Origin of the sequence: Paralysiella testudinis (genome assembly GCF_016894345.1) — a bacterium.
GTDB lineage: Bacteria > Pseudomonadota > Gammaproteobacteria > Burkholderiales > Neisseriaceae > Paralysiella > Paralysiella testudinis.
On sequence record NZ_CP069798.1, the window covers coordinates 2327123 to 2342987 of the forward strand.

The window sequence follows — 15865 nt, forward strand, 5'->3', positions numbered from 1 at the left end:
TAGCGGTTGATTGCAATATTTTTGTTGGATTAAATGTTTAATAGTTGTTTTATTTTGATTATTCGAAACAGGTAGGAATACGTTATGCACCACCCCACCCCAAAATTCCAAGAAGAATACAGTGCCAAAATCCCTGCCCTGCTGTTGCTTGCTAACCTCGGCTGGCGCTATCTGCCGCCATCTGAAGCCTTGGCGTTACGGGACGGGGATAAAAGTGCGGTGGTGTTGGGGGACGTTTTGCGTGAGCAGTTGGCGAAGCGGCGTTTTGTGTTTGAGGGCGAGTCTTATCCTTTATCCGAACGGGCGATGGATGATTTGGTGGGGCAAATCGGCACGCCGCAATTGGGCGAGGGGCTGCTGCTTGCCAATGAGCGGATTTACAACCATTTGCTCTACGGTATTTCGGTAACGGAATTTGTGGGCGGTAAAAAGGCGAACCCTACCATTGCTTTGATTGATTGGGAAAATCCCGACAACAACAGTTTTGCGTTTACCGAAGAGTTTAGCGTGGCGTGCAGCAACAATGTGGATTGCAGACGGCCTGATATAGTGTGTTTTGTCAATGGGATTCCGTTGGCGGTGATCGAGGCCAAACGCCCGAACGGCAGCAAGGGGGCGACGGTGGAAGAAGGGATTTCGCAGTGTTTGCGCAATCAAAGGCCGTCTGAAATACCGCACTTGTTTGCCTACAGCCAATTATTGTTGTCGGTAAACGGAATAGACGCTCGTTACGGCACGTGCGGCACGGCAGCGAAGTTTTGGGCGGCGTGGCGGGAAGAGGTGTTTGGTGAGCCAGAAATGGCGGCAATTAAAAATCAGCAGCCGTCTGAAACCACTCTTGCGGCAATCTTTACCGACCGCCAAGGTGCGTTTGCGTGGTATCGGCAATGGTCGGCGCAAACGCTGGCATTAAACGGGCAAGACCGCCTGATGATTGGCTTGCTCACCAAAACCCGTCTGCTGGAGATGGTGCGGTTTTTTATGCTGTTTGACAAAAAAGCGGACAAGATTGCGGCACGTTATCAGCAGGTGTTTGCGATTAAACGGTTGCTGGCACATCTCACCCGGGCCAAGCCGGACGGCAGTCGTGAAAGTGGTGTGATTTGGCACACCACCGGCTCGGGTAAGTCGTTTACGATGGTGTTTTTAAGCAAGGCATTGATTTTGCACGATGCGTTAAAGCGTTGCCGTTTGCTGGTGGTAACAGACCGTGTGGATTTGGAAAACCAGCTTTCGGCCACCTTTATGAGCGGCGGTGAACTGGTGGGCAAGCGGGATAAGACGCAGGCGATGGCAACCTCGGGCAAACGGCTGGCGGAACAAATCGGGAGGGGTAATGAGCGGATTATGTTTACGCTGGTGCAGAAGTTCAATAGTGCCATCAGGCTGCCTGAATGTTTTAACGACAGTGCTGATTTGATTGTGCTGGTGGATGAAGGGCATCGCAGCCAGGGCGGTGAAAACCATATTTATATGAAGCAGGTGCTGCCCAATGCCGCGTTTGTGGCGTTTACCGGCACGCCATTGTTAAAAGACGACAAAACCGCGCATAAATTTGGCTCGATTATTCACGCCTACACCATGCAAAGAGCGGTGGAAGATGCCACCGTGACCCCGCTTTTATATGAAGAACGCATTCCTGATTTGGATGTAAACGAGCGGGCGATAGACAGCTGGTTTGAACGGATTACCGAAAGTTTGACCGAAAAACAGCAAAGCGATTTGAAACGCCGCTTTGCCCAAAAACAGGGCGTATATGGTGCAGACGACCGCATTCATCTGATTGCGCTGGATATTGCCCACCATTTCAGCAAACATATTGCCGCCCCGCTCAAAGGGCAATTGGCGTGCGACAGCAAGGCTTCGGCTATCCGCTACAAGCGCTATCTTGATGAAGCGGGATTATTTGAATCGGCGGTGGTAATCAGCGCGCCCGATAGCCGTGAAGGCAACAGCGGTGTGGACGAATCGCAAAGCGATGAAGTGGTGCAATGGTGGGTAAATAATGTCGGCAAACAAGACGAGCAAAATTACAGCAAAAACCTGATCGCCCGTTTTGCCGATGAAAACGATCCGCTTAAATTACTGATTGTGGTGGATAAATTATTAACGGGCTTTGATGAGCCGAAAAATGCGGTGCTGTATATCGACAAACCGTTAAAGCAGCACAATTTAATCCAAGCCATCGCACGGGTAAACCGCCTGCATCCGGCTAAAAAATTCGGGCTGCTGATGGATTACCGGGGCATTTTAAAGGAGCTGGACACCACCATTGCCCAATATCAGGATCTGGCCGCCCGCACTCAGGGCGGCTACGATATTGCTGACATCGACGGGCTGTATCACCCGATGAGCCATGAATACAAAAAGCTGCCTGCTTTATACGATGCCTTGTGGGCGATTTTTACGGGCGTGGACAATAAACACGATATTGAGCAGCTGCGGCAGGTTCTGGTGCCGAAAATGCAGGATCAGCATGGCGAATGGGTGGATGCCCGTCTGAAAACACGGGAAGATTTTTACGAAGCCTTAACCGCTTTTTCAGGCTGCCTGAAAGTGGCACTGCAATCGGCCTCGTTTTTTGCCGACAGCGCCTTTAGCGAAGCCGATCGCCGTCATTATAAGGAAACACGGCAACAATTCGGCTATTTGCGCCAACTGGCACGGCAAGATGCGGGTGAAACCGTGGATTTCGGTGAATATGCCGAGCCGATTAAAAAGCTGCTGGACAAACACGTGGTGGGCGTGGCGGTGAAAGAACCGCAAGGCGTGTATGAAGTCGGCAGAATGGGGCAAGCCGAGCATCCCGAAAAATGGAGCAAAGAGAAAACCCGCAACGAAACCGATATCATCAAAACCCGCATCACCCGCAGCATCGAGCAATATTTGCGAGATGACCCCTATGCCCAAGAAGCCTTTTCACGACTGCTCAAAGAAGTGATTGCTCAGGCCGAACAACTGTTTGATTATGAGCTGAAACAATATTGGCTGTTTCAGGAATTCGAGCAGCAAGTCAAAGCACGCCGTCTGAACGATATTCCCGATGTTTTCGGCGGTAATTTCCACGCCCAAGCCTATTACGGCGTATTCAAACAAACGCTGCCTGAATGCTTTGCAGGCAGCGTAGAAACCGAAAAATGGGTGAAGCTGGCGTTTGAAATCGATAGCGATGTGCAGCAATCCGTTACCGAGCATTCCATCAATCTGCACAATCTCGAAACCGATATCCGCAAAAAACTGCTGCCCAAACTGTTTGCCGTCTGCAAGGTTGAAAGCGGCGGTATGGAGCAGGCGAAAAAAATGGTGGAAAGCGTGGTGCAGATTGTGCGGGTGGGTGTGAGATGATGGAAAAAGCCCTGCCGTCTGAAGCCCTGTATTTCTACTACGGTAATGAAAAAATCTCGTTCACACTCAATGCAGGCTCAAGTCTCACCGACAAAATCCGCATCACCGTCAAACCGTGTGGCAGCGTGGCCGTATCTGCCCCTTTGCAGGCAGGTAATGATGCCGTGCTGTCGGCAATCAAAAAGCGCGCCCGCTGGATATATCGCCAACAGCAATCTTTTCTGGCGCAAAACTCAGCCATTGCTCCGCGCCTTTATATCAGCGGTGAAAGCCATTTTTATCTGGGCAAACGCTATCTACTTAAAGTGGTGGAAACGGCGGATGAGCGGCAAGGTGTGAAGCTGTTGCGCGGGCGGTTGCAGGTGTCGGTGCGGCAGAAAGACAGTGAAAAAGTGCAGGCACTATTAAATGAATGGTACAAAACCCGCGCCAAAGAAGTGTTTGCCATGCGGCTGGAAACATTGTTGGTGCAAACCTTTTGGATAAACCAAGCGCCGCCCATCCGCCTGCAAACCATGCAAACCCAATGGGGTAATTGCTCGCCCCAAGGCAGGTTGACCTTGAACCCGAATTTAATCAAAGCCCCGCGCGAATGTATTGATTATGTGATTTTGCACGAGCTGTGCCACTTGGCGGAGCACAACCACAGCCCCCGCTTTTACCGCCTGATGGCGCAGGTATTGCCCGGATGGCAATCCGTCAAACACCGGCTGGACAATATGGCGGCGCAAATTTTAGCATCGCATTAACGCCGGCATGCCGGCCGAGAAGAAAAGCGGCAAGGCGGCTGTTGCGGAAAACGGGATGGGTGAATACAAAATTCAGCACCGCCAATGAATGTTTAGAGGATAGCGTTTCGGTAAACACGGTTTTCATTTCTTCATATAGCGCATAGATATTTTGGGCGATGGTCAGGTTGTGTACCGCTTGCCATTGCACCGCTTGTAAAAAGAAGATACACCAATTGTTCCAATCGCCCGTTTGTGAAACTGCCCGCATTAAATCGAGATAACGTTCTTTATGTTCTTCAAAGTAGTCGCTGATGTAAAAATGTGGTGCGCTGATGTTTTGCTTTGCCAGAGCATCAGGGTAATCAGCATTCTGCCGATGCGTCCGTTGCCGTCTTGAAAGGGGTTCAGTGCCTCGAATTCCAAATGGGAAACGGCGGTTTTGGTTAAAATGGGGGCGGTATCTTTATTGATGTAATCAAACAGTTTATCCAGCCCTTTTCCCCGTTTTTCCGGGCGGATGGGCGCAAACAAAATGGCTTTTTTACCTTTGTCACGCATCCGTGAGCAACAAACAAGTTTATCAATCAAAAATCTATAAAAATGATTAACAAAAAATCTTGTCAATCACCCATGAGCCACAACAATGCTTGTTAATCAATTTAATGCGTTTTTGATTAACAAGGCTACCTGAAACCGCACTTTGCTTTAAACAAATGCTTTCAGACGGCCTCAGCCTTCACCCCTGTATTTTCTCCAACAAAAACTCAATCAACACCCGAATCCGTTTGGCTTTTTGGCTGTTTTGCAGATAGCACAAATAAACGGGCGGGTAGCTTTTCCAATATTTTTCCAACACCGGCACCAGATGGTTGGGCTTTTCCAGCTGCCGGTAAATCGGTTCGAAAATCCGTGCCAAGCCCAAGCCTTGTTGCGCGGCATCGGTCATCGCATCAATATCGTTGCTCATCAGCTGGTAGGGCATTTCAATCACCCAATCCTGCCCTTTGTCGCTCAAAATCAGCGGCAGAATGCGGTTGGTGGTGATAAAGCGGTAGCCGATCAGCTTGTGGTTTTTCAAATCGGGCGGGGTTTTCGGCGTGCCGAATTCCGCCAGATAGGCCGGCGAAGCAAACAGCCCTTCTTTAAACGAGGGCATCAATTGGCGGGTGACCATATTGTCTTCCACCTTGTCGCCAAAGCGGATGGCCAGGTCAAAGCCTTGTTTGAGCAAATCAATGGTGCCGTCGTAAATCGAAATTTCCAGTTGGATATGCGGATAGCGGCGGCAAAATTCGGCATAGTGCGGCTGGACAATCAGGCGGTAGGCAAAGCGCGACAGGCTGATGCGCACCAAACCAAACGGCGTTTCGCCCAAATCCTGCACGCTTTCCACCCCGAGCGTTAGCGCCTGCATCGCCGCTTGGGTGTTTTTCACCAGCCGTTGCCCCGCCTCGGTGAGCTCCATTTTGCGGGTGGTGCGGTTGAACAAAATAAGCCCGATATGGGCCTCCAGCTGCTTGAGCGCCTTGCTCACCGAAGGCGGCTCGACCTGCAATTTGCGCGCGGCGGCGGCAATGCTGCCTTCTGCGGCAATGGCGTGAAACACGGTGAGATAACCGTAGATAGAGCTGTGCATGGCAACCTCCATTATTAACTTTTGGCTAATACTGAATGAGAAATAACGGCCTTTATTCTAACAAAATTTAAACGTAATATCGTGCTCAAGCCACCAATAAATCAGGAGAAATCATGAAAATAACCCATGCGGCGGCATGCCTGAGCGCACTTGCAATCGCCACTGCCGCACAGGCGGCGCCGTTGGTGCGGATTTTTGAATTAAGCGTCCATCCCGCTGAGCAAGCGGCGTTTGCAAACGTGGGCATAGACAATTTAAGCACCTCGATACGCAATGAGCCGGGCACGCTGGCAATGTATGCGGCGCAACGCACAGACAGGCCGTCTGAACATATCGTGGTGGAAATTTATCGAGATGAAGCGGCCTATCGAATCCACGCCGATTCGCCGCAGTTCAAACGCTTTGCCGAAGTGGCGAAAAATGCGCTTGCCGGGCGCAAAATGTGGGAAACCGAGCCGCAATTTTTGATGGAAAAACCGACCGCACTTTATGCCATCAACAATCAGCGCTTAAAAATCAATCTGGCGGAAATCACCGTCAAGCCCGAGCACAATGCGGCGTTTCGCAAGATTGTGATGGATGAAATGCGGCAATCCATGGCGCAAGAACGCGGTGTGTTGGCGATGTATGCCGTTACGCTGAAAAATGCGCCGAACGAATGGCGCTTTTTCGAGATTTATGCCGATGAAAACGTCTACCTTGCCCACCGCCAAACCCCGCACTTTCAAGGCTGCCTGAAAGCCACCGCCGAGATGGTGCGCGCTAGAAAAGTGATTGAGCTGCAAGGCGGCACGCTGGTGAACCAAGGCGGTTTGCGGTTTGATGATTAGATTTCAGGAAAGAATGAATTCGCTGATTACTAGCTTATTTTGTAGAGTTGATATTAAGAGAATAATATGAAAAACGTATTGATTATTTCGGGCCATCCCGATCTGGCGCAATCTGTTGCCAACCAAACCATTTTAAACGTGCTGGCCGAGCAGCTGCCGCAAGCCGAAATCCGCAAACTGGATGCGCTGTATCCCGACTATCAAATCGATGTGGCGGCCGAGCAGGCGGCGATTTTGCAAGCGGATATTATTGTGTGGCAGTTTCCGTTTTACTGGTATGCCATGCCGGCGTTGATGAAAAAATATCTGGACGATGTGTTTCTGCACGGCTTTGCCCACGGCTCGACCGCCAAAATCGCCGGCAAAAAGCTGCTGCTTTCTTTCACCACCGGCGCGCCCAAAATGCTGTATGCCAAAGATGCGCTGATGCAGCACGATGTGGAAGACTATCTGGCGGCTTTTGAAAGCACCGCCGCTTTGTGCGGATTGGCGCTGCTGCCGCCCATGTATTTGAACGGCGTGAGCTATGTCGGGCGCGACGAAGCCGCTGTTCTCCGCCAGCAGGCAGAAGCAAAAGCCTATGCCCAGCGTTTGGTGTCGGTAATTCAATCGCAGTAAGGAAAGAGCATGTATCTGATTAATATCGAACTTCACCCGAGTGCCGCCCCACAAGCCGAGCAAGACGAGATATTGAACCAACATCGTACTTGGTTTGCCAAGCATTTTGAGCAAGGGCAATTTTTAATTTTGGGGCCGTTTTTGGACAAAGCGCGTGCAGGCGTGATTATCGCCCAAGCCGAAAGCCGTGCCGAATTGGACGCCATTTTGGCAACCGATGTGTATTACCCTGATTTGGCACATTATGAAATCCGTGAATTTAAAGCGGCTATGGTGGCAAACCACATTCAACAATTTCAAAGCAAATAGGAGCAGATGATGAACAACTTACCTAAAATTGCGCTGGGCACTTGGTCTTGGGGCGCGGGCTTTGCCGGCGGCGACCAAGTATTCGGCAACCATTTAAGCAATGAGCAAATGCAGCAGGTTTTTGATGCCGCCATCGAACACGGCTTAACCCTGTGGGACACCGCCGCCGTATACGGCATGGGCAGCTCGGAAACCGCACTTGGCGCACAAATCCGCCGCTATCCGCGCGAAAGCCTGCAAATTTCGACCAAGTTCACACCGAATATCGCCAACACCGAATCCGCCACGCCGGTGGCCGATATGTTTAACGAGAGCTGCGCACGCCTCGGCACCGATTATGTCGATTTTTACTGGGTGCACAACCCGACCGATGTGAATGCCTGGACCCGCCAATTCGTGCCTTTGCTCAAAAGCGGCAAAATCAAGCGTTTCGGCGTATCCAACCACAATTTGGAACAAATCAAATTGGTGAACGCCACGCTGGCCAAAGAAGGCTGCCAAATTTCCGCCGTGCAAAACCACTTCAGCCTGCTTTACCGCTCTTCCGAACAAGCCGGCATTCTGGACTACTGCAAGGCAAACGGCATCACTTTTTTTGCCTATATGGTGCTGGAACAAGGCGCATTATCCGGCCGCTATAACACACAAAACCCTTTGCCCGCAGGCAGCGGACGCGGCGAAACCTACAACAAAGTGCTGCCGCAACTGGAAGCGCTCACCAACACAATGGCTGAAATCGGCAAACCATACCATGCTTCCGCCGCGCAAATCGCCATTGCCTACGCGCTGGCCAAAGGCACTTTGCCGCTGATCGGCGCCACCAAACCGCATCATGTGTTGGACGCGGCCAAAGCCGCTGAAATTGGATTGAGCGCAGCAGAAGTGGCGCAACTGGAAGCTTTGGCAACCGCCACCGGCATCGACACCAAAGGCGCTTGGGAACAGCCGATGGCATAACGGCAAAGGCCGCTTCCGCTCTTAGGGGCGGAATTGCCGTCTGTATATAGTGTCTTCAGTCCGCCGCCTTGTATCACTTTTTTATTTATACCAATTCTACAAAATAACCTAACTGCGTTGGCTCGCCTTGCCGTACTAGGTGTACTGCCTGCGGCTCGCCGCCTTGTTATCTTATTTTGTAGAATTGGTATTATTTCACTATAAATCTTTTGATTGGCTGAAGTCGGAAGATGATGTGAAAACAGGCCGTCTGAACGCAAAGTGCGGTTTCAGACGGTTGTTTGACTCAAGCAGACTGCCAGAAAAGCCTGAATCAGGCTGGAAGGGTGGCGGTGGGCAGGATAAATCGCGCTGACGAGATAGCCGGGTTGAACAAAATCCGGCAGCACTTCCACTAAGCCGAAATCGCGAATCAAGCGGTCGGCTATATAATCAGGCAATTGGAAAATCATCTGCCCTTTTTGCGCGGCGTGGGCAAGGGCGTAGCTGTCGTTTGAGCTGAAATGATACGGTATCGACACGCTTTGTCCGTCGAAGTGCCATTGCATGTTTTTTTGTCCGTTGCGCGCCCAGCCAGCACACGGAAATTTCAGCAAATCGGCAGGCGTGGCGGGTATGCCCCGCTCGGCCAGTAGTGCGGGCGCCGTCACCAGTTTGGCGTGCATCTGCATCAGCGGGCGGGCGATTACGCTGTCGGTGTGCAAATCGCCAATCCGAAACGCCACATCAATGCCGTCTTCCACCAAATCCAATACCCGATCGGTGACTTGGCAATGCACTTCCACCTGCGGATATTGTTGCTGAAATTTGTCAACCCTATCCCAAACCGGCTCCAATCCGGGCGACGTGGAAAGTCGCAATTTCCCGCTTAACGGCTGCTGTTTGTCTGCCAACAGCCGCTGTGCCTGCGCCAATTGATCGAGACTCAGATGCACCTCTTCATATAGACGCTGGCCCAGCATGGTCGGCTTCACCCCGCTTTTAAAGCGGTCGAATAACTGCATGTTCAAATCTTGTTCCAACGCAGCAATCCGACGGCTGACCGTTGCCACCGGCACGCCCGAGCGCTCGCCCGCCGCTGAAAAACTGCCCGCCTGCACCACTGTTGTAAACAAGCGCAAATTGTTTAAGTCCATTTTAAATTCTCATTTATGGAAAGATAACTCTTATTTTAACGGCTTTTATTTTGTTTTTCGAGAAATTATACTGGTTGCACTTTAAAATTTTAGCGAGGCAACACCATGAAAACCAACCGCATCACCGAAAACCGCATCACCAAAATCTTAGGCATCCGATATCCCATCGTACAAGGCCCGATGAGCTGGCTGACCGACGCACGTTTTGTGGCCGCAGTGAGCAACGCCGGCGGCCTCGGCATCCTCGGTCCGCACGCCGGGCTGATGAAATCCGCCAAAACCCGGCATGACATCATCGAGGCCATGCGCAACGAAATCCGTAAAACCAAGGCGCTAACCGACAAGCCTTTCAGCATGCCGGTAATCGTGTCTCACGATTTTAGCCTGATCGGTGATATGGTCGATTTGATTATCGAAGAAGCGCTGCCAATTGCCTTTATCAACGGCATTGATGGCTTTGACTATGCGCCGATGATGGCGAAATTCAAAGCCGCCGGTGTCAAAATCCTATTCCGTTCGGCTACCCCTACCGTGGGAAATGCCCGCCATGCCGAGCAACTCGGCGTCGACGTTTTGGTTGCTACCGGCTTTGACGAAGGCGGCACCGTGCCCGAACGCGTTATCGGCACCTTCTCCATCGTGCCGCAAATCGTTGATGCAGTGGATATCCCGGTGATGGCTGCCGGCGGCATCGCCGATGTGCGCGGTGTGCGGGCGAGTTTTGCCCTTGGCGCAGAAGGCGTGTTTGCCGGCAGCGTATTCCTGCCGACCATTGAAAACCGCACGGCTGAAAACGTCAAACAGATGATTGTAAACAGCAGCGCGCAAGATTTACTGCTATACCGCACCCAGCCCGCCTATTACCGCTCGCTGCCGACCGCACTGGCGCACAAACTGGTGGAAATGGACGCCCAAGGCGCCAGCCGCGACGAACTGCTCGCAGCCTCCAAAGGCGGCTACGGCATGCGCGTTGCCATGCTCGAAGGCCGGGTGGACGAGGGCTATATCTCGGTCGGCAACGGCATCAGCTATATTCATGAAATCCGCAGCGTTAAAGATGTGGTGGAAGATTTGATGCAGGATTTTGTGGTTATCGAAAAAAACGCATACCATGATGCAGCGGCAAATGCTGCCTGAGTGTATTGAATAAGAAAGTCTGCCGGCACAAGCGGCATAAGTGTATGTTTGGAATATCAATGCCGGCCGGCAATCATTCCATGTATTGCAGTGCCCCAGCTGCCTTTAAGCGGTTTTTTATTGGGCTGAGGCTGCCTGAAACCGCTCTTTATCCCAACAACAACCGCTCTTTCAAAATATCCCCCGGCAAATCAAACACCAGCCTTACCTAATACCAATTCGAAAAAATAAGATAACAAGGCGGCGAGCCGCAGACAGTACACCTAGTACGGCTAGGCGAGCCAACACAGTTAGGTTGTTTTTTCGAATTGGTATAAGGCAGGCGATGGTTTGCCTTTCAGCACGGTAAGCAGTTTGTTTGCATACTGTTGCTCATCAATTTCGCCTGGTATTGGGGCTGGCCACGATTCAGTTTTAAATATAAATCGGATGCCCCGGGCATTCTAATCTGCCTCGCCAAGCTCCACCCGCTGCGAAATATCCCGCAGATTGGAATAAGTTTCCACCAAGCGCGGGATGTCGTGCTTTGAATCAAACATGCCGGCTGTAAGGCTCGGATGTAAAGCATTTGCGCCATTGCGTCGGGCTGATTTGGTGTTTGTTTTTAAACTGCTGGCGAAACAGGGTGCTGGAGGCAAAACCGCATTTTTCGGCGATTTCTTCAATGCTTGAATCGGTGCTTTCTAATAAGTCCCGCCCTTTTTGCAGTCTGATTTCAATCAGCCATCGGGCAAACGATAGGCCGGTGGCATGGCGGAAATGGCGGGTGAAGGTGCTGCGGCTCATGGAAAGTTGCTTGGCCAAATCGTCGATATGGTGCGGCCGGGTGAGGTTTTCGCGCAGGTAATCCAGCAGTTGGTTCATATTCTCATGCGCGGTTTTGCGCGGGAGGGGTTGCTCGATAAATTGTGCCTGCCCGCCCTCTCGGTGCGGGGCGCTCACAAATAATCTTGCCAGTTTGTTGGCGGTTTTGATGCCGTAGATGTTACGCACGATTGCCAAACAGCAGTCCATCGCCGCTGCCGTGCCGGCGGAGGTGATGATGTTGCCGTCTTCAACATAAAGCAAATTGATGTCGAGGGCGATATGCGGGAACTTCGCCCGAAAATCGGCTTCGCCCGCCCAATGCGTTGCCGCCCGTTTGCCGTTTAATAACCCCGCATAAGCCAGCGCGTAAGTGCCGAAACATAAGCCGACAATGGTTTTGCCGTTTTGGTCGGCTTGATTGAGTGCGTTAATCAGGCTTTGCGTGGGCGGCTCATTTAAATCTGTCCAGCCCGGCATGATGATAATGTCGGCGTGTTCCAGTAGTTCCAGCCCGCCGTCGGCTTTAATCTGCGCAAGGGGATTGGGGGTTTTCTGCCATTGAACCATGCGCAAATCAAATAATTTCCGCCCGTCAAGGTCGGTTGAAAACACCATGTACGGCACGGCAATATGAAACAGGCTGAAATCGGGATACAGCAATAATGCCACCACGGGCGGGGCGGATGGGTGTTTGGGCATGGTTTGTCCTTGGCAAACATTTTGACCCGATTTTTGCGTTTTATGGTGTAAAAGTCAATTTTTTTGCGGCTTAAAACCCTGCATAATGCCCACTTCAACAATCATTTGGAGAAGATTATGCGATTTAAAACATTGGCTTTAGGCTTGTTGTCGACATTGTTCGGCTTAACGGCTTCCCTCAGTGCACATGCCGAGGTGAAATATGAACACATCCGAAATGCAACGGCGAAAATCCATTATGGCGCCACCACTTTTCTGGTTGACCCGTATCTTGCCGATAAAGGCGCTTATCCCGGCTTTGAGGGCACTGTCAACAGCGAACAGCGCAATCCCTTAATCAATATGGGCAAGCCGATTGGCGAGGTGATTCAAGGTATTGATGCGGTGATTGTCACCCACACCCACCCCGACCATTGGGACGAGGCGGCGCAGAAAGCCTTGCCGAAAAACATTCCCATTTTTGCGCAAAATGCGGGCGATGCCGCCATCATCCGCAGCCAAGGCTTTAAAGATGTGCGTGTACTTGGCAAGCGCACCGAATTTAAAGGTGTATGGCTCAGCAAAACCGGCGGGCAGCACGGCACCGACCAAATGTACAGCATACCTGCATTGGCAGAACTAGCAGGGGACGCCATGGGCGTGGTGCTGGAAAATCCGCAAGAAAAAACCCTGTATATCGTGGGCGATACGGTTTGGAATGAACAGGTTGATTATGCCTTGAACCGTTATAAACCGCAGATTGTGGTGATGAATACGGGCGATGCCAAATTAACGGGTTTTAAAGAGGGCATTATCATGGGCTTGAATGATGTCGCCACCATGAGCAAAGCCGCGCCTGCCGCCGACATCATCACCGTGCATATGGATGCGGTCAACCATACAACGGTAAGCACAAAACAGATGCGCGATTTTGTCAAACAGCAAAAATTAAAACGGGTTTTTGTGCCGCATACGGCGCAAGTGCTGACATTTGAATAAGCTGAGATGCAAATCGTCCGAACCGCACTTTAAAATGAACGTGCGAAGTGAACGTGCGGTTCGGATTGCATGATTTATATAGCAAAGAAAATAAATCATACAGGGCGGCGGGGCAAAGGCAGTACACAGGCGGTTGTGAACAATATCTGAAATAGGCTGCCTGAAAACATAGATGTGTTTAACATTCAACGCATCAAAGCCACTTTCAAAATAAAGGCCGTCTGAAACCTTAAAACTTTCAGACGGCCTTTACTCACATCCGGCCATCACATCGCGCAGCCAGCGCTGCACCGGGTCGCGGTGGTGGCGTTCGTGCCAGGCCATCACTTTATTGTAGCCTTCAATTGCCAGCGGCGGCGCCAGCACGGCAAGTTTGTCGTCGGCTTGCAGCAGATGGTCGGGCACCACGGCCGCCCAATCGCTTTGGCGCAAAATATCCGGCACCAGCAAAAAATTGTTTACCGACATCACCACATTGCGGCGGCGGCCGAGTGCGCTTAGGGCGGCGTCGGTGGCGCCGGCAAATGCGCCGCCGAAATACGATACCAACACATAATCAAGCGCACAAAATGCGTCTAAATCCCATGTTTGCTGCAACACCGGATGATCTTGGCGCACCACGCAGACATAGCGTTCGTGGTGCAGATGGCGGCTGTGCAGATGCTCGGGCACGGCTTTGTCGCTCATCACCGCCATATCCAGCCCGCCTTGTTCCAGCAAGGCGGCCACATCGCGCCCCTGTATCGAGAAAAACGAGGTTTTGATGCGCGGGGCAAGCCGGCGCAGGCGCAGGGCAAACGGAATACCGAGGCTGCGGGTGCCGTTGTCGGTGGCGCCGATGTTGACGGTTAGGCATCTTGTTATTCAAACCCGAAAACGGCACAATGCAATCTAGGGTCTGTTCACATTTCATCGCATGGTCCTATTTTGGCTTAAAAGCCCGCTTTCTGCGTTGGAAATGCGCGCAAGGTGTTCAACCTTGCTGTGCTTTTCGCCTTGAACGCAGACTTTTCTGCTCAAAATCTGCTGCACGGCTAAAATGTGAACAGACCCTAGTGGCACACTAAAATCAAGACAAGGCGGCTAGATTAGTTTTCGTGTGTTACGATAAAAGATCATGGGCAGGCATCAAGCGCTTGTCGCATAAATTTCTGACCGGTAACGGTTTGTTTGATGAAATACTGTGGAGCAACATCATGAAAACAAAAGCTGTTTTTTTATCCGTGTTGGCCTTGTCCGGTTTTATGTTTGCCGGTTCGGCACATGCAGCCGGTGAGTGTGACCGCTATCGCACCTCCTACGACCAAACCTATTGTCTGGCCAAATTATTTTTGGAATCAGACAATGAATTAAACAGTGTTTACAAAGATTTGAATAAACTGATTAAAGCACCCGTCAAACAACAGCTGGTGGCAACCCAGCGTGATTGGATTCGCTACCGCGACGCCACCTGCGAGCCAAGCGCCGGTACCATCAACGTTGATTGCAATTATCGGGTAAACCGTGAACGCACCGAATATTTGCGCGATCGCCTGCGTGAATGCAAAGTCGGCACCTGTCGCGGCGCATTAATCGGAGCGGCCAGTTGGAAATAACGGCAACCCAAAAAATGAAGCTGCCAAAAAGGCGGGATAATGCCCTTAGCTTATTTGTTAGACTGGGTATAAGCAGCATCAAGCAATATTGCCATCGTTTTTTGTGGCTAATGCTGTTTTCCTTGCCGGTTTGGGCAGCGGGTGATGGCATGCAGCCGGTCAATACGGCAAGAGGCACCCATTTGATTGTTTTGGATGCAGGGCATACGCCTCAGCAAGGCGGTGCCTTGGGCGCGCGCGGGATTTATGAAGTGGCCTATAACGACCACTTCACCGCACAATTGGCACAGGCATTGCAAACAAAAGGATATAAGGTGGCGCTGACGCGCAAGCCCGAAGAATCGATTGGCCTGAATGAGCGGGCGGCGTTTGCCAACCGGGCAAATGCCGATTTGTTTTTGTCGATTCACCATGATTCCGCGCAATTGCATTATCTGCACAAAACCACCGTCAACGGAAAAACAGCTTATCAAACCATCAAGCCGATTCGCGGTTATTCCTTGTTTGTGTCACAGAAAAATCTACAGTTTAGGAAGTCCCTGCTTTTTGCCGAGCAAATCGGTTCCCAATTGTCTTTCACATCAAACCGCAAACCCACTTTGCACCACGCCGAAAAAATTGCGGGAGAAAACCGCGAATTACTCGATGCAAAGCTGGGCATTTACCGTTTTGACGATTTGGTGGTATTGGCAAAAACCAAAATCCCCGCCGTTTTGCTGGAAGTGGGCGTGATTGTGGATGCGGATGACGAAGCTTATGTTAATAATCCCCAACATCAAAAAACCATGATTAACGCAATAAGCAATGCGGTGGATCTTTATTTTTTAAATTCGGGCGTTTGATTACTGGATTAACGGCATGGGTTTGATACCGCATCAAACCAAAACAACCCTTTCAACCGAAAGGGCTGCATAGATTATTCAGACAAGCAAAACCCACTAACACGCCAAGGCTGCCTGAAAACCTTACCGGCTAAAGCAGCAGAGCATACCTGCTTTGCTGCAGCTACTTTGATACATAACGAACACGGCTTCGGTGCCATTGAACCATGCCGAAATTCTATGATTTTAGACAACAAGAGTAGCAA

At 51.1% G+C, this 15865-nt stretch carries 16 protein-coding genes; 10 read left to right on the forward strand and 6 right to left on the reverse strand.

Features of this window, described 5'->3' with window-relative positions:
- Positions 1–84 precede the first annotated feature (84 nt).
- Both JQU52_RS11915 and JQU52_RS11920 read left to right on the forward strand, forming a co-directional pair.
- A complete protein-coding gene (locus JQU52_RS11915; RefSeq protein WP_230338701.1) occupies positions 85–3345 on the forward strand; it encodes a type I restriction endonuclease subunit R in 3261 nt (1086 codons plus the stop codon).
- The gene (locus tag JQU52_RS11920; protein ID WP_230338702.1) at positions 3342–4094 is read left to right on the forward strand and encodes a M48 family metallopeptidase; all 753 of its coding nucleotides are present in this window, start codon (positions 3342–3344) and stop codon (positions 4092–4094) included. The genes JQU52_RS11915 and JQU52_RS11920 overlap by 4 nt, the downstream gene beginning before the upstream one ends.
- Here the strand turns inward: JQU52_RS11920 and JQU52_RS11925 are convergent.
- The 3 genes from JQU52_RS11925 to JQU52_RS11935 all read right to left on the reverse strand — a co-directional run bounded on the left by JQU52_RS11925 (position 4045) and on the right by JQU52_RS11935 (position 5712).
- Positions 4045–4344 carry a Fic family protein gene (locus tag JQU52_RS11925; RefSeq protein ID WP_230338703.1) on the reverse strand — a complete coding sequence of 100 codons (300 nt, stop codon included), beginning with the start codon at positions 4342–4344 and terminating at the stop codon, positions 4045–4047. The two genes, JQU52_RS11920 and JQU52_RS11925, sit on opposite strands and share 50 nt — an antisense overlap.
- Entirely contained in the window at positions 4344–4700 is a 357-nt protein-coding gene (locus JQU52_RS11930) for a Fic family protein (protein ID WP_328300524.1), read from the reverse strand. Before JQU52_RS11930 ends, JQU52_RS11925 begins: the two co-directional genes overlap by 1 nt.
- A 112-nt stretch (positions 4701–4812) precedes the next feature.
- Positions 4813–5712 (reverse strand): LysR family transcriptional regulator, encoded by a 900-nt coding sequence (locus JQU52_RS11935; protein ID WP_230338705.1) that lies wholly within the window; start codon positions 5710–5712, stop codon positions 4813–4815.
- Between the two features lie 113 nt (positions 5713–5825).
- On the opposite strand from JQU52_RS11935, the gene JQU52_RS11940 reads away from it, so the two are divergent.
- The 4 genes from JQU52_RS11940 (at position 5826) to JQU52_RS11955 (ending at position 8426) form a co-directional block, all read left to right on the forward strand.
- Entirely contained in the window at positions 5826–6542 is a 717-nt protein-coding gene (locus JQU52_RS11940; protein WP_230338706.1) for a putative quinol monooxygenase, read from the forward strand.
- 66 nt (positions 6543–6608) lie between these two features.
- Positions 6609–7160 (forward strand): NAD(P)H-dependent oxidoreductase, encoded by a 552-nt coding sequence (locus JQU52_RS11945; protein ID WP_230338707.1) that lies wholly within the window; start codon positions 6609–6611, stop codon positions 7158–7160.
- A gap of 9 nt (positions 7161–7169) precedes the next feature.
- On the forward strand, positions 7170–7469 hold the full coding sequence (locus tag JQU52_RS11950; protein WP_230338708.1) for a YciI family protein: 300 nt from the start codon (positions 7170–7172) through the stop codon (positions 7467–7469).
- A gap of 6 nt (positions 7470–7475) precedes the next feature.
- Positions 7476–8426, forward strand: coding sequence for an aldo/keto reductase (locus JQU52_RS11955; protein ID WP_230338709.1), 951 nt, complete (start codon positions 7476–7478; stop codon positions 8424–8426).
- A 269-nt stretch (positions 8427–8695) separates the two neighbouring features.
- Here JQU52_RS11955 and JQU52_RS11960 read toward each other — a convergent pair whose 3' ends face one another.
- On the reverse strand, positions 8696–9562 hold the full coding sequence (locus JQU52_RS11960; protein WP_230338710.1) for a LysR family transcriptional regulator: 867 nt from the start codon (positions 9560–9562) through the stop codon (positions 8696–8698).
- 105 nt (positions 9563–9667) lie between these two features.
- Between JQU52_RS11960 and JQU52_RS11965 the strand changes: the two genes are divergently transcribed.
- The gene (locus JQU52_RS11965) at positions 9668–10699 is read left to right on the forward strand and encodes an NAD(P)H-dependent flavin oxidoreductase (protein WP_230338711.1); all 1032 of its coding nucleotides are present in this window, start codon (positions 9668–9670) and stop codon (positions 10697–10699) included.
- 531 nt (positions 10700–11230) lie between these two features.
- On the opposite strand, the gene JQU52_RS11970 is transcribed toward JQU52_RS11965, so the two are convergent.
- A complete protein-coding gene (locus JQU52_RS11970) occupies positions 11231–12205 on the reverse strand; it encodes a GlxA family transcriptional regulator (RefSeq protein WP_230338712.1) in 975 nt (324 codons plus the stop codon).
- Positions 12206–12322: 117 nt separating this feature from the next.
- On the opposite strand from JQU52_RS11970, the gene JQU52_RS11975 reads away from it, so the two are divergent.
- Positions 12323–13183, forward strand: coding sequence for an MBL fold metallo-hydrolase (locus JQU52_RS11975; protein ID WP_230338713.1), 861 nt, complete (start codon positions 12323–12325; stop codon positions 13181–13183).
- Positions 13184–13432: 249 nt separating this feature from the next.
- Here the strand turns inward: JQU52_RS11975 and JQU52_RS11980 are convergent, their stop codons facing one another.
- Positions 13433–14047 (reverse strand): LysR substrate-binding domain-containing protein, encoded by a 615-nt coding sequence (locus JQU52_RS11980; RefSeq protein ID WP_328301423.1) that lies wholly within the window; start codon positions 14045–14047, stop codon positions 13433–13435.
- A gap of 272 nt (positions 14048–14319) precedes the next feature.
- Between JQU52_RS11980 and JQU52_RS11985 the strand changes: the two genes are divergently transcribed.
- A complete protein-coding gene (locus tag JQU52_RS11985; protein WP_230338714.1) occupies positions 14320–14778 on the forward strand; it encodes a lysozyme inhibitor LprI family protein in 459 nt (152 codons plus the stop codon).
- Between the two features lie 149 nt (positions 14779–14927).
- Positions 14928–15620 (forward strand): N-acetylmuramoyl-L-alanine amidase family protein, encoded by a 693-nt coding sequence (locus JQU52_RS11990; protein WP_230338715.1) that lies wholly within the window; start codon positions 14928–14930, stop codon positions 15618–15620.
- The last annotated feature ends 245 nt before the right edge of the window (positions 15621–15865 follow it).